The organism is Solibacillus sp. FSL H8-0538 (assembly GCF_038003525.1).
Classification (GTDB): Bacteria; Bacillota; Bacilli; order Bacillales_A; family Planococcaceae; genus JBBOPI01.
Map to the genome: position 1 here is coordinate 3477090 of NZ_JBBOPI010000001.1, position 26882 is coordinate 3503971.

The 26882-nt window shown below is 38.9% G+C and carries 26 protein-coding genes; 7 read left to right on the forward strand and 19 right to left on the reverse strand.

What is annotated here, in order from left to right; all coding sequences use genetic code 11:
* Positions 1 to 267: 267 nt before the first annotated feature.
* From MHH87_RS16660 to MHH87_RS16675, 4 genes are all read right to left on the reverse strand, one after another.
* A complete protein-coding gene (locus MHH87_RS16660; RefSeq protein WP_340750374.1) occupies positions 268 to 2682 on the reverse strand; it encodes a penicillin acylase family protein in 2415 nt (804 codons plus the stop codon).
* A gap of 125 nt (positions 2683 to 2807) precedes the next feature.
* A complete protein-coding gene (locus MHH87_RS16665; protein WP_340750376.1) occupies positions 2808 to 3566 on the reverse strand; it encodes an exodeoxyribonuclease III in 759 nt (252 codons plus the stop codon).
* A gap of 156 nt (positions 3567 to 3722) precedes the next feature.
* Positions 3723 to 4634, reverse strand: a complete 912-nt coding sequence (murB, locus tag MHH87_RS16670; RefSeq protein ID WP_340750378.1) for a UDP-N-acetylmuramate dehydrogenase — start codon at positions 4632 to 4634, stop codon at positions 3723 to 3725.
* Between the two features lie 80 nt (positions 4635 to 4714).
* The gene (locus tag MHH87_RS16675; protein WP_340750380.1) at positions 4715 to 5020 is read right to left on the reverse strand and encodes a winged helix-turn-helix transcriptional regulator; all 306 of its coding nucleotides are present in this window, start codon (positions 5018 to 5020) and stop codon (positions 4715 to 4717) included.
* A 220-nt stretch (positions 5021 to 5240) separates the two neighbouring features.
* Between MHH87_RS16675 and MHH87_RS16680 the strand changes: the two genes are divergently transcribed.
* Positions 5241 to 5768 (forward strand): YceI family protein, encoded by a 528-nt coding sequence (locus MHH87_RS16680; protein ID WP_340750382.1) that lies wholly within the window; start codon positions 5241 to 5243, stop codon positions 5766 to 5768.
* Positions 5769 to 5862: 94 nt separating this feature from the next.
* Positions 5863 to 6234, forward strand: a complete 372-nt coding sequence (locus MHH87_RS16685; RefSeq protein ID WP_340750384.1) for a DUF2500 domain-containing protein — start codon at positions 5863 to 5865, stop codon at positions 6232 to 6234.
* Positions 6235 to 6328: 94 nt separating this feature from the next.
* On the opposite strand, the gene MHH87_RS16690 is transcribed toward MHH87_RS16685, so the two are convergent.
* A complete protein-coding gene (locus MHH87_RS16690; RefSeq protein ID WP_340750386.1) occupies positions 6329 to 6967 on the reverse strand; it encodes an FMN-dependent NADH-azoreductase in 639 nt (212 codons plus the stop codon).
* A gap of 116 nt (positions 6968 to 7083) precedes the next feature.
* Positions 7084 to 7788 carry a DsbA family oxidoreductase gene (locus tag MHH87_RS16695; RefSeq protein ID WP_340750388.1) on the reverse strand — a complete coding sequence of 235 codons (705 nt, stop codon included), beginning with the start codon at positions 7786 to 7788 and terminating at the stop codon, positions 7084 to 7086.
* Between the two features lie 125 nt (positions 7789 to 7913).
* Between MHH87_RS16695 and MHH87_RS16700 the strand changes: the two genes are divergently transcribed.
* Positions 7914 to 9290, forward strand: coding sequence for an FAD-dependent oxidoreductase (locus MHH87_RS16700; RefSeq protein ID WP_340750390.1), 1377 nt, complete (start codon positions 7914 to 7916; stop codon positions 9288 to 9290).
* Between the two features lie 19 nt (positions 9291 to 9309).
* Here MHH87_RS16700 and MHH87_RS16705 read toward each other — a convergent pair whose 3' ends face one another.
* Positions 9310 to 10236, reverse strand: coding sequence for a manganese-dependent inorganic pyrophosphatase (locus tag MHH87_RS16705; protein WP_340750393.1), 927 nt, complete (start codon positions 10234 to 10236; stop codon positions 9310 to 9312).
* Between the two features lie 300 nt (positions 10237 to 10536).
* On the opposite strand from MHH87_RS16705, the gene MHH87_RS16710 reads away from it, so the two are divergent.
* Complete coding sequence (locus MHH87_RS16710; RefSeq protein ID WP_340750395.1) at positions 10537 to 11334, forward strand: GNAT family N-acetyltransferase; 798 nt, start codon at positions 10537 to 10539, stop codon at positions 11332 to 11334.
* Positions 11335 to 11554: 220 nt separating this feature from the next.
* On the opposite strand, the gene MHH87_RS16715 is transcribed toward MHH87_RS16710, so the two are convergent.
* Positions 11555 to 12415, reverse strand: coding sequence for a MurR/RpiR family transcriptional regulator (locus MHH87_RS16715; protein ID WP_340750397.1), 861 nt, complete (start codon positions 12413 to 12415; stop codon positions 11555 to 11557).
* Positions 12416 to 12756: 341 nt separating this feature from the next.
* A complete protein-coding gene (locus MHH87_RS16720) occupies positions 12757 to 14001 on the reverse strand; it encodes an MFS transporter (RefSeq protein ID WP_340750399.1) in 1245 nt (414 codons plus the stop codon).
* 215 nt (positions 14002 to 14216) lie between these two features.
* Between MHH87_RS16720 and thrC the strand changes: the two genes are divergently transcribed.
* The 3 genes from thrC (at position 14217) to MHH87_RS16735 (ending at position 16987) form a co-directional block, all read left to right on the forward strand.
* Positions 14217 to 15275, forward strand: coding sequence for a threonine synthase (thrC, locus tag MHH87_RS16725; protein WP_340750401.1), 1059 nt, complete (start codon positions 14217 to 14219; stop codon positions 15273 to 15275).
* Complete coding sequence (gene thrB / locus MHH87_RS16730) at positions 15272 to 16171, forward strand: homoserine kinase (protein WP_340750403.1); 900 nt, start codon at positions 15272 to 15274, stop codon at positions 16169 to 16171. Before thrC ends, thrB begins: the two co-directional genes overlap by 4 nt.
* A 171-nt stretch (positions 16172 to 16342) precedes the next feature.
* Positions 16343 to 16987, forward strand: a complete 645-nt coding sequence (locus MHH87_RS16735; protein WP_340750405.1) for an NAD(P)-dependent oxidoreductase — start codon at positions 16343 to 16345, stop codon at positions 16985 to 16987.
* A gap of 133 nt (positions 16988 to 17120) precedes the next feature.
* On the opposite strand, the gene zupT is transcribed toward MHH87_RS16735, so the two are convergent.
* The 10 genes from zupT to MHH87_RS16785 all read right to left on the reverse strand — a co-directional run bounded on the left by zupT (position 17121) and on the right by MHH87_RS16785 (position 26826).
* The gene (gene zupT, locus MHH87_RS16740; RefSeq protein WP_340750407.1) at positions 17121 to 17936 is read right to left on the reverse strand and encodes a zinc transporter ZupT; all 816 of its coding nucleotides are present in this window, start codon (positions 17934 to 17936) and stop codon (positions 17121 to 17123) included.
* 122 nt (positions 17937 to 18058) lie between these two features.
* Positions 18059 to 18679: a phosphatase PAP2 family protein gene (locus MHH87_RS16745; protein ID WP_340750410.1), complete on the reverse strand. Its 621-nt coding sequence runs from the start codon at positions 18677 to 18679 to the stop codon at positions 18059 to 18061.
* 133 nt (positions 18680 to 18812) lie between these two features.
* Positions 18813 to 19136: an antibiotic biosynthesis monooxygenase family protein gene (locus MHH87_RS16750; RefSeq protein WP_340750412.1), complete on the reverse strand. Its 324-nt coding sequence runs from the start codon at positions 19134 to 19136 to the stop codon at positions 18813 to 18815.
* Between the two features lie 88 nt (positions 19137 to 19224).
* Positions 19225 to 20226: a siderophore ABC transporter substrate-binding protein gene (locus MHH87_RS16755; RefSeq protein WP_340750414.1), complete on the reverse strand. Its 1002-nt coding sequence runs from the start codon at positions 20224 to 20226 to the stop codon at positions 19225 to 19227.
* Positions 20227 to 20520: 294 nt separating this feature from the next.
* On the reverse strand, positions 20521 to 21288 hold the full coding sequence (locus tag MHH87_RS16760; protein WP_340750416.1) for an iron ABC transporter ATP-binding protein: 768 nt from the start codon (positions 21286 to 21288) through the stop codon (positions 20521 to 20523).
* The gene (locus MHH87_RS16765; protein ID WP_340750418.1) at positions 21285 to 22241 is read right to left on the reverse strand and encodes an iron chelate uptake ABC transporter family permease subunit; all 957 of its coding nucleotides are present in this window, start codon (positions 22239 to 22241) and stop codon (positions 21285 to 21287) included. Before MHH87_RS16765 ends, MHH87_RS16760 begins: the two co-directional genes overlap by 4 nt.
* A complete protein-coding gene (locus MHH87_RS16770; protein ID WP_340750420.1) occupies positions 22231 to 23181 on the reverse strand; it encodes an ABC transporter permease in 951 nt (316 codons plus the stop codon). The genes MHH87_RS16765 and MHH87_RS16770 overlap by 11 nt, the downstream gene beginning before the upstream one ends.
* A gap of 544 nt (positions 23182 to 23725) precedes the next feature.
* Positions 23726 to 24832, reverse strand: coding sequence for an o-succinylbenzoate synthase (gene menC / locus MHH87_RS16775; RefSeq protein WP_340750423.1), 1107 nt, complete (start codon positions 24830 to 24832; stop codon positions 23726 to 23728).
* Positions 24833 to 24848: 16 nt separating this feature from the next.
* Positions 24849 to 25682 carry a GNAT family N-acetyltransferase gene (locus MHH87_RS16780; RefSeq protein ID WP_340750425.1) on the reverse strand — a complete coding sequence of 278 codons (834 nt, stop codon included), beginning with the start codon at positions 25680 to 25682 and terminating at the stop codon, positions 24849 to 24851.
* Complete coding sequence (locus MHH87_RS16785; protein WP_340750427.1) at positions 25642 to 26826, reverse strand: M20 peptidase aminoacylase family protein; 1185 nt, start codon at positions 26824 to 26826, stop codon at positions 25642 to 25644. The genes MHH87_RS16780 and MHH87_RS16785 overlap by 41 nt, the downstream gene beginning before the upstream one ends.
* Between the last annotated feature and the right edge of the window lie 56 nt (positions 26827 to 26882).

Below are 26882 nucleotides of genomic sequence, written 5' to 3' on the forward strand. Positions count from 1 at the left end.
AGCCGATTTATTCATAATATTCAAATGTCCATTTGAATGTTATGGACAAAAGTACAATAAAACTCGTAAGAATCTTCTCGGATAATTCCCAAGCATCGCCTAAGCACAAATTTGCTTCATGCGGTCAGTATGGTTACCGAGGTACATAACAGATACTCCAAGAGAATTTTTATAATGTTTAAATGAGACAGGTATACTTTCTTATCCATAAAAAAAGCTGTCCAAAAGCGAGTTATTCACTCACTTTTTGGACAGCCCATCTTTACATTATTCTTGAGGTTTTAAAATTAATTCGTATGTTGTATCTATGTCACCATTAATTTTTGTTTTCGAATAGCGTCCGTAAACCCAGCGTGAAATTTGATTATCATACCATTTTGATTTCACATGACCACTTTGACCTGGACCTACAATATGCTCGGCATACGATAAATCTTGAAGATCAGCTACAAAACGCCAAGACGCGCCGTGATTTACAATGCCACTGCCATTTTCAGAAGCAGCTTGCACCGTTACACTAGAGCCGCCTACAGCCATTTGATCAGGAGTTAAATATGAGGCTAGTAAATCTGAAGCGCCCGACAATGGATGATTAAACGTTAGCTTATTATAGCTACCCCATTGCCATTTTGAAATGGACGTACCGAATTTCTGATTAATTATCGAGACAGAATCCTCAAATGCTTTATAAACAAATGCATCTAAGCCGCCTTCATTCGCAATCCAAACGCCTTCGTTGCCTGCATACGCATCACGTAACATTTGGTCCATAACTTGCGACTTACCAGGCATTAACTCATACACATCTTCTGGCATTGCATCTTTAAATAACGCTTCCTTCATGTTTTTCATTAAGAAGTGGAAAACAAGAGGTGCACCCTCATCCTTGTTATCATACAGTTCCCATTCTTCCATTAATGTAATAACATTCGCGTATTTATTATCTGTATCCATCTTCTTTATTGTCGCCAGTAATTCCGGCAAAAACTCTTCTGCATACAGATTTTTCTTATCCATTTGCATCGCCTTCATATCCGCTGCTGTTAGTTTGAGCTGTGCGCCCGTTTTCTCGTCATAAATAGGCGTTTCAATCATCTCTACGATACGCTCGTAGCGATACGGCTGTGCCCAAATATTAGAAATATGGTACGGATATTCCTCACCAATGACTTCATTATTCGCTGTTGCGATATAGCCTTCTTCTGGGTTCACAACGGTCGGCAGTTCATCGTACGGGATGTAACCTTCCCACCCGTATTCAGAAGAATCACCTGGTACTGGTAGCTCTGCATTCCCCTTTTTACGAATCGGGACATTGCCGTTTGCTTTATACGCAATCGTTCCGTCTTTTGACGCGAATACGAAGTTTTGTGCTGGCGCCATGAAATCTTCCAGTGCGAGCTCAAACTCTTCCCAATTCGACGATTTATTAAAACCAATAACCGCTTGTAGTTCTTTCGTTGGCTCTAACGCTGTCCATTGCATTGAAAATACTGCCGATGCTTTTGTATCGTCTGTCATGACATTTGAAATAATTGGACCATGACGTGTCTCAACAACTTCAAAATCAATTGTTTGCCCATCTTTTACAATAATCGGCTCACTACGAACTGTCGCATCTTCCCACTGCCCGTCATACTTAAACTGATACGGATTATTTGGATTTGGCGTTTCGATATATAAATCTTGCACGTCTGGGTTCACATTTGTTACGCCCCATGCGATTTCTTCGTTATGGCCTAAAATAATGCCCGGAATCCCGGCAAAAATAACACCGCTAACATTTTGCTCCGGTGATTTTAAGTGCATTTGATACCAAACGGATGGCGAGCTCAAACCTAAATGCGGATCATCTGCAAGAAGTGGGTAACCTGATTCCGTAAGCTCCCCTGAAATGACCCAGTTATTACTACCATTAAATTCTTTAGGTAGTAAATCTGTATTGAATACACCCGAAACCTCTACCTGATTTGCTAAGTTTGCTTCAATAATTGATTTTGCGTTTTCTGGATAGTTAAACATTAACTCATCCACTTGCTCTTTTGTATAGTTTTGTAATGCCCAGTGGCGGAATGCTTGTAAATTCCAGTTGCCACCTAAGTCATAGGCCATATATTTACCAATCGCCAATGAGTCCACTGGTGTCCAAGTCTCTGGCTCGTAACCTAGTAACTTAAATTCATATGATAGCTTGCTCGTGCCTTTTACTTCGTCAATAAAAGCATTTACACCTTCTGCATACCATTCTAATATTTGTTTTGACTCATCATCATAGCCGTCCCATGATTCTTCCGCTGCATGACGCAGACTAAATGTACGGAAAAACTTATCTGTTTCAACCGCAGCTGCACCGACAACTTCCGCTAATGTTCCGCTCGCTTGACGACGTGCTAAATCCATTTGGAATAAACGATCCTGAGCCTGCACATAACCTTGTGCACGATATAAATCTTGTTCGGACTGTGCCTCGATATGTGGAACCCCCATACCATCGCGTGTAACATTAACATCTTCATCTAAAATTGTGACAACTGTTTCTCCTTCAATTAAAGGCTTAGAGTTTGCTACATATAAATGTAATCCGGCTACTATAACTCCACCAGCCACAATTACTAACCCGATAATCCAAATAAGCAAGTTGACGATTTTCTTGCCTCTACTCTTCACTGTTTTTTGTGACATCATATCCACCTCTCTATCTATGTAGTTACTGTTTTTCCAATAATGTACTTAATTCAACAAGTTCCACATGTACTGATTGAAGTCCTGCAACTGTATGAACTTTCAATTAAACAGTATGTACCCATTTACATCGTTTTCAATTTTAATACGATTGGGCAATGATCGCTACCTAAAACTTGCGAATGAATACCCGCTTCGTCGATAAATTCCACTATACGATCCGATACAATGAAGTAATCAATACGCCAACCTATGTTGCGCTCGCGTACCTTATTCATATAAGACCACCACGTGTAGTGATCGGTTGCATGTGGATGAAGATGACGGAAAGTATCGGTAAATCCACTTGTCAGTAATTCTGTCATTTTCGCCCGTTCTTCCACTGTAAATCCTGAATTCCCCATATTGGATTTAGCATTTTTTAAATCAATTTCGGCATGCGCAACATTTAAATCACCGCAATAAATGACTGTTTTTTTGACATCAAGCTCTTTTAAATAAAGGGCTAGTTTCTCTTCCCACTCCAAGCGCAGTGGTAAACGAGCGAGATCGCGCTGGGAGTTTGGCGTATACACATTCACTAAATAAAACTGCTCGTATTCTAGCGTAATGATACGTCCCTCCGACTGTGTTTCCTCGTCACCAACCCCATAGCAAACGGATTGCGGCTCATGCTTTGTAAAAATCGCTGTACCGGAATAGCCTTTTTTCTCTGCATAGTTCCAGTATTGATAATACCCTTCAAGCGGCAGCTCAATCTGGCCAGCTTGACATTTTGATTCTTGAATACAGAAAAAATCTGCGTCCATTTCATTAAAGTAATTTAAAAAACCTTTTGTGACACAGGCACGGATGCCATTGACGTTCCACGATATAAATTTCATTGTATGCACCCTTCCTGTTATGTTAGAAAGACCCATCCCGTCCAATAATACGAGGAGATGATGTCCTATTATGTAGTTAATGGAAGCTATCCTTTCTTAACTACTAAACAAGCGCCCTCCGTCTTCACGAAAGGCGCTCTTTTTGGTTAGTTACGATCAATCTTCGCCGACAATTTTTACTTCCTTTTCTAACTCTACACCGAACTTTTCTTTTACGACGCGTTGCACCATTTTAATTGTTTCAATATAATCTTTTGCAGTGGCGTTGTTTTTATTAATGATAAATCCAGCGTGCTTTTCAGATACTTCCGCACCACCAACACCCTTACCTTGTAGCTCACTATCTTGAATGAGTTTACCTGCAAAATATCCTGGTGGACGTTTAAATACACTACCTGCTGATGGATATTCGAGCGGCTGTTTTGACTCGCGCTGAAATGTTAAATCTGCAATTTTCGCATCAATTGCTGCTTGGTCACCTTTGGCTAATTGGAATGTTGCTGATAAAACATAGTAGCCGTTTTTAGAAATAATACTTTTGCGATATGACAAATCCAGCTCATCTTTAGACAACACTAGACACTCGCCTTCATCTGTTAACACCGCACACTGTACGATAACGTCTTTAATCTCACCGCCATACGCACCGGCATTCATTGCCATTGCACCACCGATTGATCCCGGAATTCCACAAGCAAATTCAAAGCCTGTTAAACTTTCTGCTGCAGCACGTTTTGAAACGTCTATAATGAGCGCTCCGCTCCCAGCATATACTGTGTCGCCTTCAATACGGATTTCATCTAGCTTTGCAAAATGAAGTACAATACCACGTACACCGCCATCACGTACAACCATGTTTGAACCGTTTCCTAGCATTAGTAACGGAATATCATGAGTATGTGCATATTTTACAACGGCTACTGCTTCTTGTTCTGTTGCAGGCATGACGAAAACATCAGCATTACCACCAAGTTTTGTCATCGTATATGTTTTTAATGATTCATTTGTTTTAATATTTTCTGGTTTTATCCATTGAGCTAAATCCTCAGCCCATTGATATAATGTCATAAAAGTCATTTCCTTTCCTGTAAACCTCTTGTACTCCTTTAGTATCGGGTTTTACGAACTTTTTGACAAGTAAAAACATATTACGTCCACTGTTGCGACCACTTTTCAATTTCACGAACGGCCCCTTCTAACGATTGGCCTTTTTCTGTCAAGGAATACTCCACACGAATTGGTACTTCTGAGAACATTTTACGCTCTACAAGACCTTCTTTTTCAAGCTCTTTTAAACGTTCTGATAATAGGCGTCCACTAATCGGCAAGGCAGATTCAATCGCATTAAAGCGTTGTGGCCCTTCTAATAGTTGATAAATAATTAACGCCGTCCAGCGCTTCCCTACTAACTCCATCGCTTTCGCTAGGCGTGGACATAATGCTGTTTCTTTCACTATTTTTCACCTCTACTTCATCTATTGTAACGATATTAATAACGATTGTAAATTTCACATTAAATAACGGTTAGCTATATTGCTAGTGTACCACTAGCACAAAATTACGAAAAGTAAGTAGCTTACACAATATTCACATTAAATTTAATAACATTTATTGTAATAAGTGGTCATTTATTTTATTATTACAGTTGTAAGCATTATTTGGGGGGATTATGTCATGACTCGATATGCAGTTGATCTTGCTCATTCATCAATTGGCTTTTCTGTAAAACATATGATGATTTCTAAAGTAACAGGACTGTTTGATTCGTACTCTGCAAAAATTGAAGCCGTTGATATTGCTAATTTAGCTGATTCGACTATTCAATTTGAAATTGATGTAGCCAGCGTTTCTACTCGAGATGCGGCTAGAGACAATCATTTAATTTCAGCAGATTTTTTTCATGCAGACCGCTTTCCTAAAATTACATTCGTTAAAACGGCTGTTGAACTAGTTGATGCTCGGCATTTTCGTGTCACTGGTGCTTTAACGATTAAGGATGTAACAAGGCCTGTGACATTTGATGTTACCTACACTGGCCATGTAACAAATCCATGGGGGGCAGAGGCTTATGGATTCTCATGTACAGCAATTCTTAATCGTAAAGATTTCCAGTTAACCTATAATTCCGTGCTAGAATCTGGCGGATTTCTAATTGATGAAAATGTTGTCGTTTCTGTTGAATTAGAATTAAATCCGATATAACTTATACACATCTAGCGTTGCTTTATGCAGGGCTAGATTTTTTTTGGAACTTTTTTATTGATATTACGTAAACAGAACGGAAGGTGGGGTTTATATGTTTCCAGGTGATTTTATGTTTAATTTTGCACCTATTTTTATCGGTATTATTTTTATCATAGTATTTAGCATGCTTGCGTTTACAATTATTTCGAAATTTATGGAAGGGATTAAAAATAATAATTCTCCGTTATTAAATGTACCTGCACAAGTCGTAGCGAAACGCACAAAGGTTCAAGGAAGTAATTCTTATACAACCTATTATGTAACCTTTGAAGTACATAGCGGTGATCGTATGGAATTAAAGCTATCTGGCTCAGATTACGGAATGTTCGCTGAAGAGGATTTAGGAATATTATCATTCCAAGGCACGCGCTTCGTTTCCTTTAAACGCCAAAAACCAGAAAAACACACCTCGTCCCAAAATTAAGGGCGATAGATTTTCCTTTATATGTGATTAAGAAGGTTATACTTTCTTTTCCACCAAAAAAGCTCCTCGCATGCGAGGAGCTTTTTGTTACTTATTATACAGTTACTGTAGCTAATTTTTGTGCAGCAGCTTTTACATTTTCAAGACCAGCAGCGATGATGTTTTGTGCTTCTGCTGGATTAGCATTGTGACCTTCGATAATTACTTCTTCAAGTAATTGCATACCGAATACGCCGCAAGCTACGTTTTTAATGTAAGTGTGAGCCATTTCCATTGGTGCTGACTCCGGAGTAGAGTAGATACCACCACGAGCTGAAAGAAGTATTGTTTTCTTATCAGTAAGAAGGCTAATTAATTGACCTTCAGCGCTGTATTTGAAAGAAAAACCAGCAGCATAAGTATAGTCAATGAAAGTTTGTAGTGCAGCCGGAATTGTTAAGTTCCAAAGTGGGAATGCCCATACTACTACGTCAGCAGCAGTGACAGCATCCATTGCTTTTTGTTTAGCCGCTAAGATACGCGATTCTAGTTCAGATAATTCTTCACTAGCTTGTAATTTACCGAAAGCATTGAATAAATCTTGACCGAAGTAAGGCATGTCTTCAGCGAATACGTCGAAAGTTGTTACGTTTGTACCTTCAACTTTAGCAGCCTCGGCTACAAAAGTTTCATACATTTGTGTTGAAACGCCGTCTGGACGGTTGTTAGCTTTAATTACTAATACATTAGTCATTTATAATAATCTCCTTTTAATTCAAAACTCATTTATCTCGAATTCGAGATATACTCTTATAATAAAAGAGCAACGATTAAAAATCAATCAAATTGCTCTCAGACTTTAGGATGAAATTATAGATCACACTGTCCATCTACACATGCTGCGCCTTCTTGACCTACCATATTAATCTTACGGCGAAGTCCTGCTTCCTGAGCAGCCTTCTCAATTGTTTGTTCAAATAATGCTTGAGGCTGTGCACCTGAAATCCCGTACTTATTGTCCACGACAAAAAACGGTACGCCGCGTACGCCAAGCTGCTGTGCTTCATAAATATCTTGCTCGACCTCGGCATTGTAATCCGTACTGTGAATAACTTGGAGCGCCTGCGCCTCATCTAAACCTACTTCTTTGGCAAGGGCCACTAGTTCGTCTGCACGTCCGATTGCCTTCCCTTCAAGGAAATAGGCTTTAAGTAAACGTTCACTCAATTCAGCACCCTTCCCTTGCTCCTCAGCCCACTTTACTAATCGATGCGCAGCTGTAGTATTCGCTGTTTTCATGTCATCGAAATTGTATTGTAAACCTACTTCTTTCGCGCGCTCAGCCACATTTGCAGTCATATTTTTTACTTCCTGCTCGGACATATTGTATTTTTTACTTAATGAATCATAAACAGAATCTTCAGCATCTACAGGTGTTGATGGATCTAGTAAATAACTTTTAAACTTTACCTCTACTTGCCCTAAGTAACCTGAGTCTTGTATAGCTTTTTCTAATTGTCTTTTGCCAATATAGCAAAATGGACATACATAATCTGACCATACTTCGATTTTCATAATTTTTCACACTCCTTGTTATTTATTGTAACGACGTATGTAAAGTTTACACAATTAAAAAGTCTTATGAATAATGCATCCTCCTCCCTCCTATACTGCCCAATAAAAAGAAAAAAGGTGATGTTTTGAGACATTCTATATGGCTAGATAATTTTACAGCCTTAGCAACTCCTACGCTAGCAAATGACATGAGGTGTCAGGTTTGCATTATAGGGGGTGGACTCAGCGGTATTTATACTGCCTATTTATTAGCTAAAAGCGGCGTAGATGTCGTACTTGTGGAGGCACAAGCAACAATTGCTCACGGTGCTACTGCCTACTCAACAGGGAAGTTAACTGCACAGCATGACATTATTTATTCAAAGTTAACAGAAGCACAAGGTAAAATGTATTACAGCTCAAACAAATCGGCCATTGATGCTGCGTTAACGACAAACCCTCCTTCCTTTTCACTTGCTACTTCATATTTATATACTACGACTGAAGAAGGCCAAGAAAAGTTGAAGCAAGAAGCAGAAGCGTATAAAAAAATCGGCATTCCTATGGTCGCAACGAAGGAAGTTGAATTAGCTCTACCTATTCAGTTGGCACTTGGTATGAAAAATGAAGGGCAAATAAATCCAGCTGAGTTTACTACTCATTTCGCGAAGCTTGCGCGTAAGGAAGGTGCACAGCTATTCACAGATACACGCGTCATCACTATAGATGCACAGGATAAGATCATTCTTACTCATAATGACTACACTATTTCCTACGATAAGCTAATATTATGTACACATTATCCAATTGAATCGATCAAGGGCTTATACAGTGCAAAGCTCCAAGTAAGTCGATCTTATTTAATGGCAACTGAAACTACAGAATTATTAAACGGGCAATATATTAGTATCGATGAACAAAGCCGCACAATGCGAACTGCTCTAATAGGACAAACACCGTATTTTATTTACGGCGGTAGCGCCCATTTAGCCGGCACTGAATCGAATACAGATAAATTTTATGACACGCTCCGATCAGAGCTTACAGGTCAATTTGATTTACCAGAACCCTCTTTTATGTGGAGCGCACAGGACGTTATGACGCCAGATAACCTCCCCTATATCGGGCAACTAACAGAAAGTGAAGACACAATTTATATCGCAACAGGCTACCGTAAATGGGGATTATCTACTTCCCTTGTAGCAGGAGAAATTTTAAATGCGGCGATCACAGGAACAGCGCATCCGGCAGCAGAACTATATGCACCAAGCCGGTCAGCATTTGGACGCAAGCTTTATTTCATGCTGACAACAGGTGGCTTCATTAGCGAGCAATTGATTGCAGGCTATGTCACGCGTATGGATACGCCGCGCTGTACGCATTTAGGCTGTAAAACGAGATGGAATAAAGGGGACGAAACTTGGGACTGTCCTTGTCACGGCTCACGTTATGATAAACACGGACAAGTTATCGAAGGACCGGCTGTTTATCCACTAAAATTAAAAAAGACCGATGAGCGTTAACTCATTGGTCTTTTTTAATTTATTTTAAACCGTCTGTAAGAACAGGGACAATTTGTTTTTTACGAGATACAACACCTGGTAATGAAATGCGACCGTTTACGATTTCACCGCCGAAGCTTCGCGCAGATGCCTCTGCTACTTTACCCACTGCTACTGCTGTAGAGTCGTTGTTTAAGATGTCTGTTACGACGAAGAAGAATAAATCTAAACCGTTTTCTTCAACGTTTTTCGCAAGTAATGCTTCTAGCTCTGCTTGGCGACCTAGTACGTCTTCGATATCTACTGCGTTCACTTGTGCAACAACTGCTTTGTTTACACCGAAGTCAAAGCCTTTCGCATCTAAAGAAAGTAAGTCTTCTAATGATTTATCTGAAAGGTCAGCACCTGCCTTAAGCATTGCAAGACCGTATTCAGCAGCGTCAACACCAGCAATTTCTGCTAGCTCTTCCCCTGCCTTCACGTCTGCTGGAGTGCAAGTTGGTGACTTGAATAGAAGTGTATCTGAAACAATTGCTGAAAACATTAAGCCCGCGATGTTAGCAGGAACTTCTACACAATTTTCTTTAAAGATTTTATATAAGATTGTTGCAGTACATCCAACTGGCTCTGCACGGAAGTATAGAGGGTCAGACGTTTGAAAATTAGCGATACGATGATGATCGATAACTTCTGTAATTTGCACTTCTTCAATACCATCCGCTGATTGTTGAAATTCATTGTGGTCAACAAGAATTACTTGCTCTGCTTCTCCCAAAACCGAACCAATTAAGCGTGGTGCTTCGAAACCGAATTTCTCTAATGCGAACTTTGTTTCATTATTTACATCCCCAAGGCGGACTGCTTCTGCCTTCACACCTAGCTGTTGTTTTAAATAAGCGTATACAATAGCAGATGTAATTGTATCTGTATCTGGGTTTTTATGTCCGAAAACTAAAATATTTTTCATCATTTTCCTCCTATAATAATTGCTTATATGCGTGTTTATTTTATCATACCTCTCCTAGAGGAAAAATAGAAATTTTCTATATTGGTGAATATTAGCATTACCTCATCGCCTACCTTTCCATCAACAAATACTAATGAAAAATACTCGCTTTTAGCTCTAAAAATATTAAATAACAGTCATTTTATCAAAAAAAACATAACATTTAAGTTAATACTTATTATATAATGATTATTAGAAATATGCTTTTTTTAACAAAATACTTGCACATATTTACTTTTACATACAGAAATGAGGATTTACATGACGAAGAAAATGGAGAAAAAGTATATTCCATTAGCTGAATTCTTCCAAAATGCGTCGCAAAAGCAAATGACTCTGACATATGACGAGATTGAAAATATTATGGGGCAGGAGTTGCCAAATGCTGCGTATTTAAATTTAAGTTGGTGGAAGAAAACAAAGCAACCATTAACGCATTACTTATCTTGGTTAAATTCAGAATATAATGTAATTGATGTGAAGCTTAGTCGTTCTGTCACGTTTTCACGCTTGAATCATAGTACGGAAGATGAACTAGATGTAAGTGCTACAAAAAATACATTTATTATCCGCTCAATAGAAACGGATGATGCACGTGCATTCATTAACTTACAAGAAGAAATTTTCGAGCAAACGAATTTCGAATATTTCGGACCCAATGAGCAAGGATTAACTGTTCAACAAATTAGAAAAATGATGGCGGATTGGCGTAAGCAAAAAAACTGTACAATTTTAATGTGTATATTCAATGGACAGTTTGCTGGCTATGCAATGATTCAAGGAAGTGTATCAACGCGTACAAAGCATATAGCAACCGTTCGCATCGCTGTAAAACAACAATTTAAAGGTAATGGCATTGGCTCAGCTTTATTAGAACAATGCGAAGTTTGGGCAAAAGAAAATAGCATCGAGCGTTTAGAAGCAGCCATTATGTCACATAACGAAACTGCATTATCACTATTCAAAAAGCATAACTATTTAGTAGAAGGTACACGTCACCACGGAGTAAAAATAGAGGCAGATTACTTTGATGAGCTTTATCATGGCAAATTAATATAATTTCTTTACGGTATTCCTGCATTAGGAATACCGTTTTTCTTAACCACGAACAATAGCCGTAATGTGCCTGTTTAACCTCGACAAGCCGATGTGGAGGTGCTCTTTGCCTTCGCCTAGACGTTGCATGTACTTATTCACATGTTATCCATATGGCGAAATTTTATAATTTCCTTAACAGTAAAAAAATCGTAAAAGCATGGGGCTTTTACGATTTCAAATATTAGCTAATAGCAATAATGTTCTTCAGTTGATCTGCTTGACGAACGTCATCCATATACGTCTCACGGTATGTTTCATATTGGTCCTTATTTTGCTGCACAACACATTCTACGAGTGCATGTAGTACAGAAAACACTGCAATGGTACAAGTCGCTCCCCCATCATGTACTGATGCGACTGTAAGCAGTACATTTGCCTGCTCTTGAACAGTACTAAGAGGCTGATCTCTTACTGCAATAATCTTTACATTTTTGCGTTTAGCAATATCAACCGTCGTAATAATATCCTCATATTCTTCATTCAATGAAATAACAAATAGTACTGAGTTCTCATCCATTAGCGCAAGTTGTAGCGCTATTTTTTCCGCGTCATGCGGAATGAAATGAACATGATTGCGTAACATGGATAAATTAGTATATAGCCAATGAGCAGCTGGAGCCGATTGTCTAAAACCTAAAATATGTATTTTTTTTGCACGGTGGACAAGTTGTACAGCTTCTTCAAAATGATTTTCATCAATTAATTGGAATGTATTTGAAATACCACTTATATCCTGATTCATGACATCATTCCGTGGGTTACGCTTTTCCTTCTTCGCTGCAACTTTTCTTTTAGGTACAGGCATCCCACCATTTTGAACGATGAAGTCTCTAATTTTCTCTTGTAGTTCACTAAAACCAGATAAATCGATTGCATAGCAGAAGCGAATTACCGTCGATTCACTAACACCAGCAAGTCTACCTACTTCTGAAGCGACTTGTGAGGCAATAACATTCGGATTATCAATAACGAACTGCGCGACCTTTCTTTGTCCTTTAGATAATCGAATATATTTCTTCTTAATACTATCGCAAATACTCATTCTTCATACCCTTTCCTTTCTATTAAATTGGTATACGTTATGTCAGTCTACGAGCGCTATGTTTCATATGATAAAAAATACATTATCATGAATATAAATTGAATACAATGACTTTTCTGAAAAAACTTTAATACAGTAAAGAACGCAGCTTTTTCATGTATATAAATGACAAAATTTTGTAATCCTTTTTAAAAAGATAAAAGATTTATTAATTTTAAACTAAATATATTATATTAGTGCTATTAAAAACAATGTATATTTTCTATTAAAATAGAATAAAACGGCGCTAGCTCATATGTAACTTGAGCTACCACCGTTTTGTACTAAAAGCAACCAGCGAACTATTGCAATTCTGTTTGTTTCGTTTCTTTTCCTAAAATAGCGACCGCTGCTACACCGATTAAAATGGCAATACAGAAAATGGTGAAGATGAAACCAATGTCATAGCCTTTTGTTAAAAGTGACCCCACTAATAACGGGCCGAAAATCCCACCGATACGTCCAACTGATGCAGCCATTCCTGCACCTGTACCGCGAATAACAGCTGGATATTGCTCAGGTGTATAAGCATATAGGGCGCCCCATGCTCCTAGATTAAAGAAAGATAATAACATTCCTGATACGAGCAATGCCGTCACTGTATCTGCATTCCCGAAAACAAACGCACTTGCGGCTGTACCAATTAAATAAGTAATAAGTACAAATTTACGCCCCCATTTTTCAATAAACCAAGCAGCTGTAAAGTAGCCCGGTAACTGTGCAAGCGTCATAATCAATACATATTTAAAACTTGAAATTAAGCTAAAGCCCTTGCCGACCATTACACTTGGTAGCCAAAGGAACATACCGTAGTAAGAAAATACGACAGTAAACCATAAAATCCATAACATTAATGTAGATCGAGAATAGTTTTTTGACCAAACTTCCTTCATATTTTGCATGATGGAACGTTTTTGTGACTCTACCTTTACTGTGAACTGTGGTGAATCTGGCAACTTCATACGAATATAGACAGCGTAAAATGCGGGTAATGCTGTTAATAGAAGTGCCACACGCCAACCTTCAATTGGCCAAAAATCTGCAGGTATAACAAAATACGAAATTATTGCTGCAATTAACCAGCCACCTGCCCAGAAGCTCTCTAACAGTACGACAACACGCCCGCGTTCCTCTGCCTTTACACTTTCTGAAACAAGCGTTGAAGCTACTGGCAACTCCCCACCGAGCCCCATCCCAACAAAAAAGCGGAACACTAAAAACACTGTTAATGTTGTTGTAAATGCAGACAACCCACTTGCTACGGAGAACAGCACAAGCGTCCACATAAAAATTTTCTTACGGCCTACTTTATCTGCAAATACACCGAAAACTAATGCACCAACTGCCATCCCTATGGAGTTAATACTACCAATCCAGCCCATTTGAGTTGAATTAAGGCCCCAATCAACAGCGAGTGCCGCAATAACGAACGATAGAATCCCAACGTCCATCGCATCAAACATCCAACCAATCCCCGCAACGCCTAGTAACTTATTGCGAGAAAGTGGTTGTGTCATATTTTTCTCTTTTGTATGAATTCTAGTCATCTTTACTCTATCACCTTTCATCTGTCTTTACACTTGACTTAACAATGAATACTATAACACATTTGTTCCCTAAAAGTGACAACAAAAAATTAATTTATCCAATTGTTTAGACTATTTATTCATTACCTATTGAAATAGCACTAGGAGAGGGTTAAAATGTCTTGTATATAAAAACAACTGTTCATCTAGTGAGAACAAAAGGAGCTAATTTCGTTATGTGGAAAGGTCTTATCGAAGAATACAAACAATATTTACCAGTTAATGAAAATACACCAGCACTAACACTAAATGAAGGAAACACTCCTTTGATCCATTTAGTAAACCTGTCTGAAAAACTAGGCATTGAATTATACGGGAAAATAGAAGGTGCTAACCCAACCGGTTCTTTTAAAGACCGCGGTATGGTATTTGCGGTAGCCAAAGCAATCGAAGAAGGCGCTAAAGTAATTATCTGTGCGTCTACTGGTAATACATCGGCAGCTGCTGCAGCATACGCAACACGTGCAGGCATTAAATCGATCGTTGTAATTCCAAAAGGCAAGGTTGCTTTAGGTAAACTCGCACAAGCTTGTATGTACGGAGCAAAAATTATTGAAATCGACGGTAACTTTGACGACGCCTTAACAATCGTACGTAAAGTAAGCGAAACAACACCAGTTGCACTTGTAAATTCAGTGAATCCTTATCGTATCGAGGGCCAAAAAACAGCGGCATTCGAAATCGTAGACAGCTTAGGTGCTGCACCTGATTATTTATGTATTCCTGTCGGTAACGCAGGTAATATTACAGCGTACTGGAAAGGCTTTAAAGAATATAATGAAGCTAAAGGTACTGGTCTGCCAAAAATGTTCGGCTTCGAAGCAGAGGGTGCAGCGGCAATCGTACAAGGTGCCCCAATTGCAAACCCTGAGACCGTAGCAACAGCAATTCGTATCGGGAATCCAGCAAGTTGGAAATTCGCTGAAGCAGCGCGTGATGAATCTGGCGGTATTATCGACTCTGTAACAGATGATGAAATTTTAGCAGCGTATAAATTAATTGCTGGTACAGAAGGTATTTTCGTAGAGCCTGGTTCAGCAGCTTCTCTTGCAGGAGTGATTAAATCAGTAGAAGCAGGAAAAATTGCTAAAGGTAGCCGTGTCGTTACTGTATTTACAGGAAACGGCTTAAAAGATCCAGATACAGCAATGAGTGTTTCAACTGTTGATTTAGTGTCTCTTGATAACGATGAACAAGCAATTCGTGAATATATTGAAGGTGTTTTTGCACTATGAGTAATCAATGGCAAATCTCCATTCCTGGAAGCACAGCGAACTTAGGACCAGGCTTTGACTCTATCGGGTTGGGTTTGTCACTGTATTTAAAGCTAACTGTTACGCTTCAAGATGAATGGCAATTCGTACATGTAGGTGAAAATGTGCCAACTAATACAACAGTTGAGGACCATTTAATTTATAAAATAGCAAAACAGGTTGCTGAACAGTTTGGCAAACAATTGCGCCCATGCCTAGTTGAAATGACAAGTGAATTACCTCTTGCACGTGGTTTAGGCAGCAGTGCAGCGGCAATTGTAGCAGCTATTGAACTTGCTAACCTATTATGTGAACTTGATTTATCCATTCAAGATAAATTAAATATTTCCTCACAAATTGAAGGTCATCCAGATAATGCAACAGCTTCTGTATTAGGCGGCTTGACGATTTCAGCAATGAGCGAAGACGGTATTGTCGACACAATACAAGTAAATGATATTGATGCGGCATTTGTTGTATTCATTCCGAATGTGGAGTTGAAAACGGCGGAAGCACGCGGCGTTCTTCCTGCACAGTTTGACCGAGCTTATGCAGTACGGGCAAGTGCTAATGCCAATATGCTAGCAGCCGCACTCATTGCAAAGGATTATGAACGTATCGGTTGTTATATGGAAGTAGATTTGTTCCATGAGCCGTTCCGTGCTAAACTAATTCCGCAGTATGTAGAAATCCATGCAGCAGCTAAGCAAGCTGGAGCATACGGTACAGCGCTTAGCGGTGCAGGACCTACACTCATTTCCATCATACCTAGTGAAGGTGCCGAGCAATTTGTGGTGAATATGAAGGCACAGTTCCCTACTCATAAAATAGTATTAACAACAGCGGATCACAAAGGCGCTCAAGTACTAGCGCTATAAATTATAAGATTAGAAAGACACATCTCGCCCCAAAATAGGGCCAGATGATGTCCTTTACCACTAAAAATAAGGCAATAACATCTCAGGTGAGATGTTATTGCCTTTTTATGCATATTTTACCCATAAAATGGATATAATAATAGAATCCGATAAAAGAAAGGGGAAAGGACGATGAAGATTGGAATTATTGCAGCTTCAGGAATAGCCGGAGGTCATATTTTACGTGAGGCTGTAATGCGTAATCATGACGTGACAGCCATTGTCATGAATAAAGCTGCCCTCAAACTCGATGTCGATACAATTGAGACGGATTTATTCTACTTAACACCTGAGCAGATCCAGCCATTTGATGTACTAATTAACGCCTTTTCCCCACCACTTGGAGAAGCGCATTTACACGTTGAGGCAGGTAAACATTTAATCTCGTTACTAGAAAATAGTGAGAAGAAGTTATTTGTCGTCGGAAGTTCCGGTTGTCTATTCATCGATCGTAACAAATCGATTCGCCTATTAGAGCACGATGAATATCCAAAGCATCTCGTCGAAACAGCGAAACACCAGTTGCAAAATTTACACGACTTACAAAATTCTTCGATTCAATGGTCTTTCCTAAGCCCTTCCGTCATGTTCGATTCAGATGGACCACGTACAGGACATTATATTTTAGGTAAGGAGCGCGTACTAGTAAATTCACAGTTCAATAGCTACATTAGCTATGCGGATTTTGCGGTAGCGGTCATTGATGAGATTGAAAATAATCACTTTGTAAACAAAAGCTTTACAGTCGCTTCTGAAAACGTAAATTCCACTTCCTAGTTAGAAAGACACAACTCGCCCAAAATAGGGCGAGTTGATGTCCTTACTTATGTGGTTAAGAAAGTCATACTTTCTTAACCACTAAACCGAAGGGAAGTATCCAAAAACTTTGGATACTTCCCTTTATTGTGCTCTACACTATTAATACTAAACTAATCGCCATGACGGCCATCCCTGCCACTAAACCGTAAATTGATAAATGGGTTTCGTCGTATTTCTTTGCAGCTGGTAACAACTCATCTAGCGAAATAAATACCATAATGCCGGCAACCCCTGCAAAAACAACACCAAACATAACATCATTTAAATACGGCATTAAAATTAGGAATGCTACAATAGCACCTACTGGCTCTGCTAACCCTGATAATAACGATAAACGGAATGCCTTAACACGGTTACCTGTCGCGTAAAAAATTGGTACTGCAACCGCAATACCTTCTGGAACATTGTGAATAGCCACGGCAATCGCAATCGCAACACCGAGACTAGGATCCTGCATCGCTGACATAAACGTTGCAATACCTTCTGGGAAATTATGAATGGCAATGGCAAGCGCTGTAAATGTACCCATCTTCATTAATTTATCCGCATCCACAGCGGGTTTCATCTCAACAGCATTAACGTCCTCTACTGTGCGTACCTCATGTGGATTATTTTTATTTGGGATAAAACGATCGATTAACGCAATTATCAACATACCTCCAAAAAAGCCAGCTAACGTCATCCAGTAGCCTTCTGTTTCACCTAGTGCATTCGTTAATGCATCCTTTGCCTTCACAAAAATCTCGACAAGTGAAACATAAATCATTACACCCGCTGAAAATCCAAGTGCAATTGATAAAAACTTTGTATTCGTTCTTGATGTGAAAAAGGCAATTAAACTACCTACACCGGTCGCTAACCCGGCAAAAAGTGTTAAGCCTAATGCTAACAGTACATTTCCATCCATACACTTTCCCTCTGTTTCTTAATATTATTTTGATTATACCGCAAAAGTTTCATTCAGGAAACATTTTTAGCCTAATAAATATTTTGTGTGACAAACCAACTTTTAGTTCAAAATTAAAGCGCCTAATTTCTTAAGCGCTTATTTTTAGCAGTTCGTCTTTTACTATATTCATACCAAATGACACAAACGACAAACCATGTATACCCCATGCTCCAACCAGCTAGTACATCTGTTGCAAAATGTCTGCTTTCTGCAATGCGGGACAGACCAATCAGACAGGCTAACGTTACTGCCACAACCCAAACCCCTATAATTTGCTTACGGACTATTAATACCTCCGATACTAAATATGCCAGTGCTAATAAATAGAGTACCCCTGTCATCGAGTGACCTGACGGGAAACTATAAGACGTTAGCTGCTCCACAATTTCTGGACGTGGACGCTCAAAAATAGCTTTTAACAGTTGATTTAATAGATTTCCCGCAGCGACTGTTAGTAACACAAATAACATCCCGCGGTAATTGCGCCCACGTATCCATAATACAAGCATGGTGATTAGCGCGACACACACAACAAAAATCGTATCCCCTATATAGTGGAACAAAATAAGTAGCTCATTGCCACCTAGTAGCGATGACATGGTAGTATCAAATTCGACCGTAAACAATTTTTCATAGTTTATTGCTAACAATAGGAATACTACGAATGTTACAGCGGCTAACGGATACGCCCAATTCTTCATTTACATCGCCTCTCTTTCTAAATAATTACTGACATTTTACCATATGCAGAGGAAAATACGTTATTTCCAAGTTCAATTAAAAAAGGCACTGACTTAAAAGTAGCGTTACCACTTTTGAGTCAGCCCCACATAGTTATTCTATAACAATATAATTACCATGTTCCATTGCAATAATAAATTCTGGTTGTTCAGGCTTTCCTTCTTTTAGTCGCGCTTTGTGGCCTGCAATATGCTCCGGGCTCTTCTCCCAGTTTTTCCATGCTTCTTGAGATTCCCAACGAACAATCATGACTACTTCTTCATCACCGCGACGCACTTTTTTCACAAGAAGCTCGCGCCCAATAAAGCCAGGTTGTTTTTCAATAAGTGTTGGCCCATCTGTTTTTTTCGCAAAGCGTGTTACAATTTTATCCGAGTTGCCCTCTGTTACTATCCATTTACGAATTTGTACGAACATAATATCCTCCCATAAGGCGAAATTTTATCATTTCCATAATAATTAGAAAAGCTGCCCTAGAAAGGACAGCTTGTTATTTAGGTAGTGATTATTGGAATGCCGCTTTAATTTCTTCTACTTTTTCAAGTTCAGAAGTTAAACCGCCACCTGCTAGATACCATAAAGCACCGTTTAGGTAAACAATTTTGCCGTTTTGTGCAGCAGTTGTTTTATTTACTAATTCATTTTCAATTGCTTCTTTTACGTTTGATTCTTCACCTGTAGCTGCCAAACGGTCTACTACGAAAAGAATATCAGGGTTAATTTCAAGAATTTGCTCATAGCTAATTTGTGCACCGTGTGTAGAGTTTTCTAACGTTTCATCTGCAGCAGCAAAACCATATACGCTGTGTACGAATCCGAAACGAGAACCTTCACCAGGACCGTAAGCTGAAATTGTTTCATTGTAAAGAGACACTAATGCTTTACCACCATCAGCTGTTGCTACTTCTTTCACTTCAGCAATTGCAGCATCAATTTCTGCTAATTTAGCGTCGGCTTCCGCTTGCTTACCGAAAAGATCTGCAGCGATTTGTACAGAAGCTTTGAATGTGTTCATGTAATCCTCGCTTGAAGTACCAACGAATACAGTTGGGGCAATCTCACTTAATTGCTCATACGCGTCACCTTGACGACCTGAGATGAAGATTACATCTGGCTCCATTGCTGCGATATCTTCAAATAATGGCTCTTTTAATCCACCAGCGTTTAAATATTTATCATCATTGTATTGGCTTAAAAAGTCTGGGAAGTTCCCTTTCGCTACTGCTGTTACATCCACACCAAGTGCAGTTAATGTATCTAAGAAGCCGTAATCAAATACTACAATTTTTTCTGGCATTTTTTCAAACGTTACATCTTCATAACCTTCAACAGTTGATTTTACTGTCATCGGGAAAGCTGGAGCTTCTTCTGTTGTTGTTTGCTCTGCTCCTGATGTTTCAGCAGTTTCATTCTCTACTTCTGTTTTTGCTTCGTTATCTGAACCACAAGCAGCCAACATAAGTACTAACATTGATAAAATGACCGTAAGTAATTTCCAATTTCTCATCTGTAAAAACTCCCCTATCTTTATTATGAATATTTATATTTGTTATTTAGCATCCTAAATGATTCTCATTATCATTTGAACAATTCTCATTATATCTAGGTTGATTCTCATTGTCAACTACTCTTGGAATTTCTCCCTTAATTATCCGAATTTTTCTTTTTAAACAAGAAAAACCTGTATAAATATTAGCTTATACAAGTTTCAATTATTCTATTTATACATTTAAAAGTTGTAAATTCTACCAAAAGATACTACCTCTTACTGTTAGGTAACTATTTTATTCTCAATTATCTATTATGAGTGTGAGTTAAAATATACACAAATACGACAACCATCTTGCTCTTGAACCGGGATATTCATATCGTATATTTCTTTTAGTGCGTCTGAATTAATAATGTCATTTGTTGGTCCATCTTTTACAACACGACCATCTTTTAGCGCTACTATGCGATCTGAATACACAGAAGCAAAGTTAATATCATGTAAAACAATGACTACTGTTTTACCTAACTCATCAACAAGTTTGCGTAAAATCTTCATAATTTGTACAGAATGCTTCATATCTAGGTTGTTTAATGGCTCATCCAGCAATACATAATCTGTATCTTGCGCTATTACCATGGCAATAAATGCTCGCTGACGTTGACCACCTGATAACTCATCTAAAAATTGATCTTGCATATCCTCTAAGTTCATATAATTCAGTGCTTGGTTTACAAGTTCGATATCTTCAGCATTTAAACGTCCCTTTGAATAGGGGAAACGTCCAAATGAGACTAACTCGCGCACTGTTAAACGAACGTTCATAAAGTTCGATTGTTTTAAAATCGATACGCGCTTGGCAAACTCCTCGGACTTCCAGCTACGTACATCGTTTTTATCTAATAGCACTTCTCCTGAATCTGCAGAAAGCAACCGACTAACCATTGATAATAATGTTGATTTACCGGCGCCATTCGGACCGATAAACGATGTAATTTTGCCTGTTTCAATTGTGACCGATACATCTTCAACAACAGCTTTCTTACCAAAGAATTTGCTTAATCCTTTTACTTGAATCATCCTGTCGCCCTACTTTCCTTCAGTAATAAGTAAATAAAGTACACACCGCCAATAAAGTTAATAATGACGCTTAGAGTTGTACTAAATTCAAATAAATGTTCTACTACAAACTGACCACCGACAAGTGCGATAATACTAATTAAACTTGCGCCAAAAATAAGCGTTGTATGCTTGTACGTCGCAAAGAACTGGTACGAAAGGTTCGCAACAATTAATCCGAAGAATATTATTGGTCCAACAAGTGCTGTGGACGTTGCAATTAATACGGATGATAAAATTAACACATTCATGACAATGCGATCGTAATTCACACCTAAATTCATCGCATGTTCACGTCCTAGTGACATTACATCTAGCTTATTCATCATCGTAAAGCCGTAAATAAACGCGACAAGTAATATTACAGCCGCTACCCATACTAAATCACCATTAACATTATTAAAACTCGCAAACATTTTGTTTTGCAGGCTTAAATATTCATTTGGATCAATGATTACTTGCATGAACGACGTAACACTACCAAGTACCGTCCCTAAAATCATCCCTACTAATAACAAGAAATAAATCGGATGCTTATCTGCACGGAATAGGAAGCGATATAAAAGAAGTGCAAAAATTACCATTGCCACGATTGAAATCGTAAAGTTTAAATATTTATTCATAATTAATATGGATGTGGAGCCGAAGAAGAAATAAATACACGTTTGAACAACCATATACATGGAATCAAGCCCCATAATAGAAGGCGTTAAAATACGATTATGTGTAATCGTCTGGAAAACGACCGTTGCATATGCAATTGCCACACCCGTAATGATCATCGCTAATACACGTATCATACGACGTGGGAACGCATAATCAAAGCTTCCCTTAATATCATACAGTCCGTATATTCCAATACAAATAATACTTAAAATGATTAGAACTATAAACTTAACATTATTATTTCGCATATGCTCTCCCCCTAAATAGCATAATTAAGAAGAGTACGCCGCCAATGACGCCAACAGTTAAATTAATCGGTATTTCATACGGATAAATAACTAACCGTCCAAAAATATCACATGCAAGAAGGAACAATGCCCCTAATACTGCCGTATGTGGTAATGTTTTTGATAAATTATCCCCGTTATAAATCGACACAAGATTTGGTACAATAAGTCCTAAAAACGGAATGACTCCGACTGTTAAAATAACCGTTGTTGAAATAAGCGCAACTAAAATGAGTCCTAAATTCAACACATACTTATATTTCACGCCGAGGTTTTTCGCAAAATCTTCACCCATTCCGGCAACAGTAAAGCGATTAGCATAGAAGTATGTAATAATTAATATCGGAACACTCAAATATAGGAGCTCGTAGTTGCCCTTTAAAATCAAGGTAAAGCTTCCCATCATAAAGGCTGAAACGTTTTGTAAAATATCGGCCTTATACGCAAAAAACGTCGTAATGGAAGATAGGATATTCCCAAACATAATTCCGACTAACGGAATAAAAATCGCATCTTTAAACTTAATCCGATTTAAAATGTGCATAAATAATAGTGTTCCTAGTAACGCAAATGTAAAACTAAAGAAGATCTTTTGCGTATAGGTAGCACTCGTAAAAATCATTGCTATTAAAATACCAAGTTTAGCTGCATCTAGTGTCCCTGCAGTCGTTGGAGAAACAAACTTGTTTCTACTCAAACTTTGCATTATTAAACCAGCAATACTCATACCGACACCAGCCAAAATAATGGCAGCTAGTCGAGGTAACCGACTGATTAAAAATATTTCTGTTTCCTCTGATTGAAAATCCAATAAATCTAGCAGTGTAATGTCTTTCGCTCCGATAAATAATGAAATAAAGGATAGTACAATCATTGCTATTAAAAGATATCTTAGTTTCATAATAATCCCCAATAGATTTATTTTTTTGATAGTATTCTCAATGAAAATGATTATCATTGTTTGCGAAATTAATTATAACATCGAAAATTCCGAAATCAAATTACAAATGACATTGATAATCATTAATAGGAATTTTTTTGTATGCAAAAATCCACTTATCAGAAAATAAGACACATTTTCTAGCTAAAAATTACCTATAATTTATATATTTTTATTAATTCTTGCTTCTACTTTAAAATTGTTATAATTTTTTCGCTTCCAACTGATAATACATCAGAAAAGCGCATTCGCCCCCGTTTGCACGCGGGCAAGCTGCTTGCGAGCCCGAAGCGAAAGTAAAAACTCCACCACTTTCGCCCGAGGGCAGACCGCAACCTAGAGCGTGCGGCGCGAATGCCTAGACATTTGCAAGACACAACTCGCCCAAAATAGGGCGAGTTGATGTCCTTACTTATGTGGATGGGAAGTTATACTTTCTTATCCATTAGAAAAGAGCTACGCTAAAAGTGTGAATTCTCACTTTTAGCGTAGCTCTTTCTCTTCTCTATTTTATAACTACTACATTTTTAGCATAACGGTTAATGATATCGCGATTCACATCGTAACCTATGCCAATTTCTTTCGGCACATAAATATAGCCGGCATCCACAGTCACTTCTGGTACAATCACATCCTCATACCAGTAGCGGCTCGATGCTGCAGTATCTCCAGGCATAACAAAATTCATCAGTGACGTTAATGCAATATTATGGGCTCGTCCAATGCCTGCTTCAAGCATGCCACCACACCAAACAGGGATGCCATGCGCCTCACAGTAATCATGAATGCGTTTTGCTTCTGTAATGCCCCCGACACGTCCAATTTTAATGTTAATGATGCCACAGCTACCAAGCTTCACTGCTTTGCGAGCATCATCAAAGGACGTAATACTTTCATCTAAGCAGATTGGTGTCTTCAACTGCTTTTGTAAAATAGCGTGATCCACAATATCATCATGAGCAAGCGGCTGCTCAATCATCATTAAATTAAATTCGTCTAACTGCTTTAATAAAGCTATATCTTCTATTGTATAAGCAGAATTGGCATCAGCCATAAGCGGGATGTCTGGGAAGCGGGCACGGATTTGACGAATAACATGTACGTCCCAGCCTGGCTTAATCTTCACTTTTATGCGTCTATAGCCTTCGTTTAAAAATTGCGCAATCACTTGAAGTAGTTCTCCTACAGTCGGTTGAATGCCTATGCTAATGCCAACTTCAATTTTTTCTCGTGTCCCTCCAACTGCTTGAGCGAGCGACTGCTTTGTAAGTTGCGCATATATATCCCATACTGCACCTTCAATGGCTGACTTGGCCATATTATTGCGACGAATCGATTGGAATAACCCGGTTACCTCATCTGGATGCCCCAGTTCCCTACCTATCAGCATAGGGACAAGAAAATCCTGTAGCATGTGCAGCGATGTTTTGACCGTTTCCTCCGTATACCAGGGCGTATCAAAAGCAACCCCTTCTCCCCATCCAACGACCCCGGATTCATCCTTTGCTTCTATTAAAAGAAATGTTTTGTCTTGCATTGTACCAAAGCTCGTGGTGAATGCCGTTTTCATTCGCATTTCCATCGTATATAGTTTGACTTCAGTTAACTTCATAAATAGGCTCCTTTATTTAAAGAGCAAATAGAGAGCGTTTCACGAATAAATACTGATTCACATGCTCGTTATGGGGCGTTAAATGAACAATCGTAAAACCCTGATCAAACATTGCCTGAAAAATAGAACGTGTTTTATAGCGCCAGTCTTCAGCTAACGGTGGACTCTCGATTTTAATCTTTTGGAAATATTGCGGAATTGGTAACAAATATGCATCACGGTAATAAGAAATTGATGGTGCAAATTCATTGTCCTTATCAAGCATTGGTAAGCCTACTGCACTTAGTGACCAAGATACGAGTTGTTCTGCACCCTCGAGTAGCTCCTCCACCTTCGCATCCCAGCGCAAGTAGTCATTATCTACGAGCTGCCATTCAACGACTAAACGGTCTGTTGGTAACGAGCGGTTAAATGGGTCTTGCATCTCGCCGTAGCAATCTGAAATATACATATTGGCATACGCACGGAGCTTCGTAAAGTTCAAATAACCATTACGCGCCTCAAGCGGATCAAACGTCCACTTACATTTGCGGTAGCCACGTGTCGTAGCGATATCCTTTTGATAAATTTTTAACAACTCACCAACACCAAGTTCACGGAATTCCCGCTTAATTCCTAGCATATGTGAATATAAATACGTCTCGCCGTCCATATAGCCGGGGCAACTATAATTAAAACCGATTAGCTCCCCATCCAAATAAGCACCCAGCACTAAACCGCCATTACGGATAGCAGATACCGTTTGATGCACTGGAATACTATCTACGTCCCAAATTGTGTGCTCAAGGTGTCTTGCCTCTTCTATTTGCTCAATTGAATTTAACTCTTTCACTATTACTGATTCTAACATAATGTTCTACCTCCTCATTTTTAGCGTGCTGCAAAGCGGATAGTACAGTTCTTGTTAAAATTTCTATGCCTGTAATTAATCGCTGCTCATTAAATGTCATATTAGGGTGATGTAGTCCTGGTGACAGTCCGCAGCCAAGCCCAAGCATTGTCGCCTTCAATCGCGGTCGCTTGACGGCATAATAATGAAAGTCTTCTCCTCCTGGCGTATGAATAGCTGGCTGTAAGTGCTCCTCTCCTACTACATCAATTATCGCTTGACTCAGTATTTCCTGTGCATGCTCATCTACTTCTGCTGCCACAATACTCGACACCTCAGTAACATGAACTTTAACGCCGTGGAGCCGCCCAATGACTTCAATATGATGAATTATTTGCTGTTCAATCATATCCATTACTTCATTGCACTGCGCTCGCACATCAATGGTGAACTCGGCACGGCCTGGAATAATATTCGAGGCTTCACCACCTGCCTGAAAACGCGTCAGCTTAAACGACGCAGGAATCATCGGATCATGGTGAATTGTTGTAAGAGATTGTACAATTGCTGCTCCAATCTCAATGGCGTTTTGACCTAAATGTGGACGTGCAGCATGTGCATCCTCACCAACAATTTCTCCGATAAATGTTTTTGCCGCACCGTGATACAGTGCTGGACTATAATCCCCGTCGTTAAGTTCTTGAATGGGACGTACATGTACGCTAAATAAATAGGATAGCGGATCAATTACGCCCTCTTCTAATAGTTTCAATGCACCTCCGCCTTTTTCCTCCGCAGGCTGAAAAATAACTCGAATCGTGCCATCTACTATTTGCGGTAATTGCTTCAATAATAACAGTGAACCAATGGCCATCGTCATATGACCATCATGCCCACATGAGTGATTTGCTTGCCAAACACCATCTACCTCCTGCCACAGCGCATCCATATCTGCACGTAACCCGACGACCGGACTACCGTGTCCAATATCCACATATACACCTGTACATTGCTTAAAGCGCTTCGGTTCAAAACCTTCTTGCTGTAGCAATCGGGATATGTAATTGGTGGTATATACTTCCAGCCAACTTACTTCAGGATGTTCATGTAAATGCTTAAATATAGATAATATTTTTGGAGCTAGTTCACTTAATATACTTTTCATTTTAATCGCATCCTTCCGTCTACTTAATGACATTATATACCATAAACAAATTTTGT

What these genes read in the sequence shown, in the direction of transcription:
- MHH87_RS16660 (WP_340750374.1), bottom strand. Translation starts at nt 2,682, where the DNA reads ATGTCACAAAAAACAGTGAAGAGTAGAGGCAAGAAAATCGTCAACTTG.
- MHH87_RS16665 (WP_340750376.1), bottom strand. Translation starts at nt 3,566, where the DNA reads ATGAAATTTATATCGTGGAACGTCAATGGCATCCGTGCCTGTGTCACA.
- murB (WP_340750378.1), bottom strand. Translation starts at nt 4,634, where the DNA reads ATGACATTATATCAATGGGCTGAGGATTTAGCTCAATGGATAAAACCA.
- MHH87_RS16680 (WP_340750382.1), top strand. Translation starts at nt 5,241, where the DNA reads ATGACTCGATATGCAGTTGATCTTGCTCATTCATCAATTGGCTTTTCT.
- MHH87_RS16685 (WP_340750384.1), top strand. Translation starts at nt 5,863, where the DNA reads ATGTTTCCAGGTGATTTTATGTTTAATTTTGCACCTATTTTTATCGGT.
- MHH87_RS16690 (WP_340750386.1), bottom strand. Translation starts at nt 6,967, where the DNA reads ATGACTAATGTATTAGTAATTAAAGCTAACAACCGTCCAGACGGCGTT.
- MHH87_RS16695 (WP_340750388.1), bottom strand. Translation starts at nt 7,788, where the DNA reads ATGAAAATCGAAGTATGGTCAGATTATGTATGTCCATTTTGCTATATT.
- MHH87_RS16705 (WP_340750393.1), bottom strand. Translation starts at nt 10,236, where the DNA reads ATGAAAAATATTTTAGTTTTCGGACATAAAAACCCAGATACAGATACA.
- MHH87_RS16710 (WP_340750395.1), top strand. Translation starts at nt 10,537, where the DNA reads ATGACGAAGAAAATGGAGAAAAAGTATATTCCATTAGCTGAATTCTTC.
- MHH87_RS16715 (WP_340750397.1), bottom strand. Translation starts at nt 12,415, where the DNA reads ATGAGTATTTGCGATAGTATTAAGAAGAAATATATTCGATTATCTAAA.
- MHH87_RS16720 (WP_340750399.1), bottom strand. Translation starts at nt 14,001, where the DNA reads ATGACTAGAATTCATACAAAAGAGAAAAATATGACACAACCACTTTCT.
- thrC (WP_340750401.1), top strand. Translation starts at nt 14,217, where the DNA reads ATGTGGAAAGGTCTTATCGAAGAATACAAACAATATTTACCAGTTAAT.
- thrB (WP_340750403.1), top strand. Translation starts at nt 15,272, where the DNA reads ATGAGTAATCAATGGCAAATCTCCATTCCTGGAAGCACAGCGAACTTA.
- MHH87_RS16735 (WP_340750405.1), top strand. Translation starts at nt 16,343, where the DNA reads ATGAAGATTGGAATTATTGCAGCTTCAGGAATAGCCGGAGGTCATATT.
- zupT (WP_340750407.1), bottom strand. Translation starts at nt 17,936, where the DNA reads ATGGATGGAAATGTACTGTTAGCATTAGGCTTAACACTTTTTGCCGGG.
- MHH87_RS16745 (WP_340750410.1), bottom strand. Translation starts at nt 18,679, where the DNA reads ATGAAGAATTGGGCGTATCCGTTAGCCGCTGTAACATTCGTAGTATTC.
- MHH87_RS16750 (WP_340750412.1), bottom strand. Translation starts at nt 19,136, where the DNA reads ATGTTCGTACAAATTCGTAAATGGATAGTAACAGAGGGCAACTCGGAT.
- MHH87_RS16755 (WP_340750414.1), bottom strand. Translation starts at nt 20,226, where the DNA reads ATGAGAAATTGGAAATTACTTACGGTCATTTTATCAATGTTAGTACTT.
- MHH87_RS16760 (WP_340750416.1), bottom strand. Translation starts at nt 21,288, where the DNA reads ATGATTCAAGTAAAAGGATTAAGCAAATTCTTTGGTAAGAAAGCTGTT.
- MHH87_RS16765 (WP_340750418.1), bottom strand. Translation starts at nt 22,241, where the DNA reads ATGCGAAATAATAATGTTAAGTTTATAGTTCTAATCATTTTAAGTATT.
- MHH87_RS16770 (WP_340750420.1), bottom strand. Translation starts at nt 23,181, where the DNA reads ATGAAACTAAGATATCTTTTAATAGCAATGATTGTACTATCCTTTATT.
- menC (WP_340750423.1), bottom strand. Translation starts at nt 24,832, where the DNA reads ATGAAGTTAACTGAAGTCAAACTATATACGATGGAAATGCGAATGAAA.
- MHH87_RS16780 (WP_340750425.1), bottom strand. Translation starts at nt 25,682, where the DNA reads ATGTTAGAATCAGTAATAGTGAAAGAGTTAAATTCAATTGAGCAAATA.
- MHH87_RS16785 (WP_340750427.1), bottom strand. Translation starts at nt 26,826, where the DNA reads ATGAAAAGTATATTAAGTGAACTAGCTCCAAAAATATTATCTATATTT.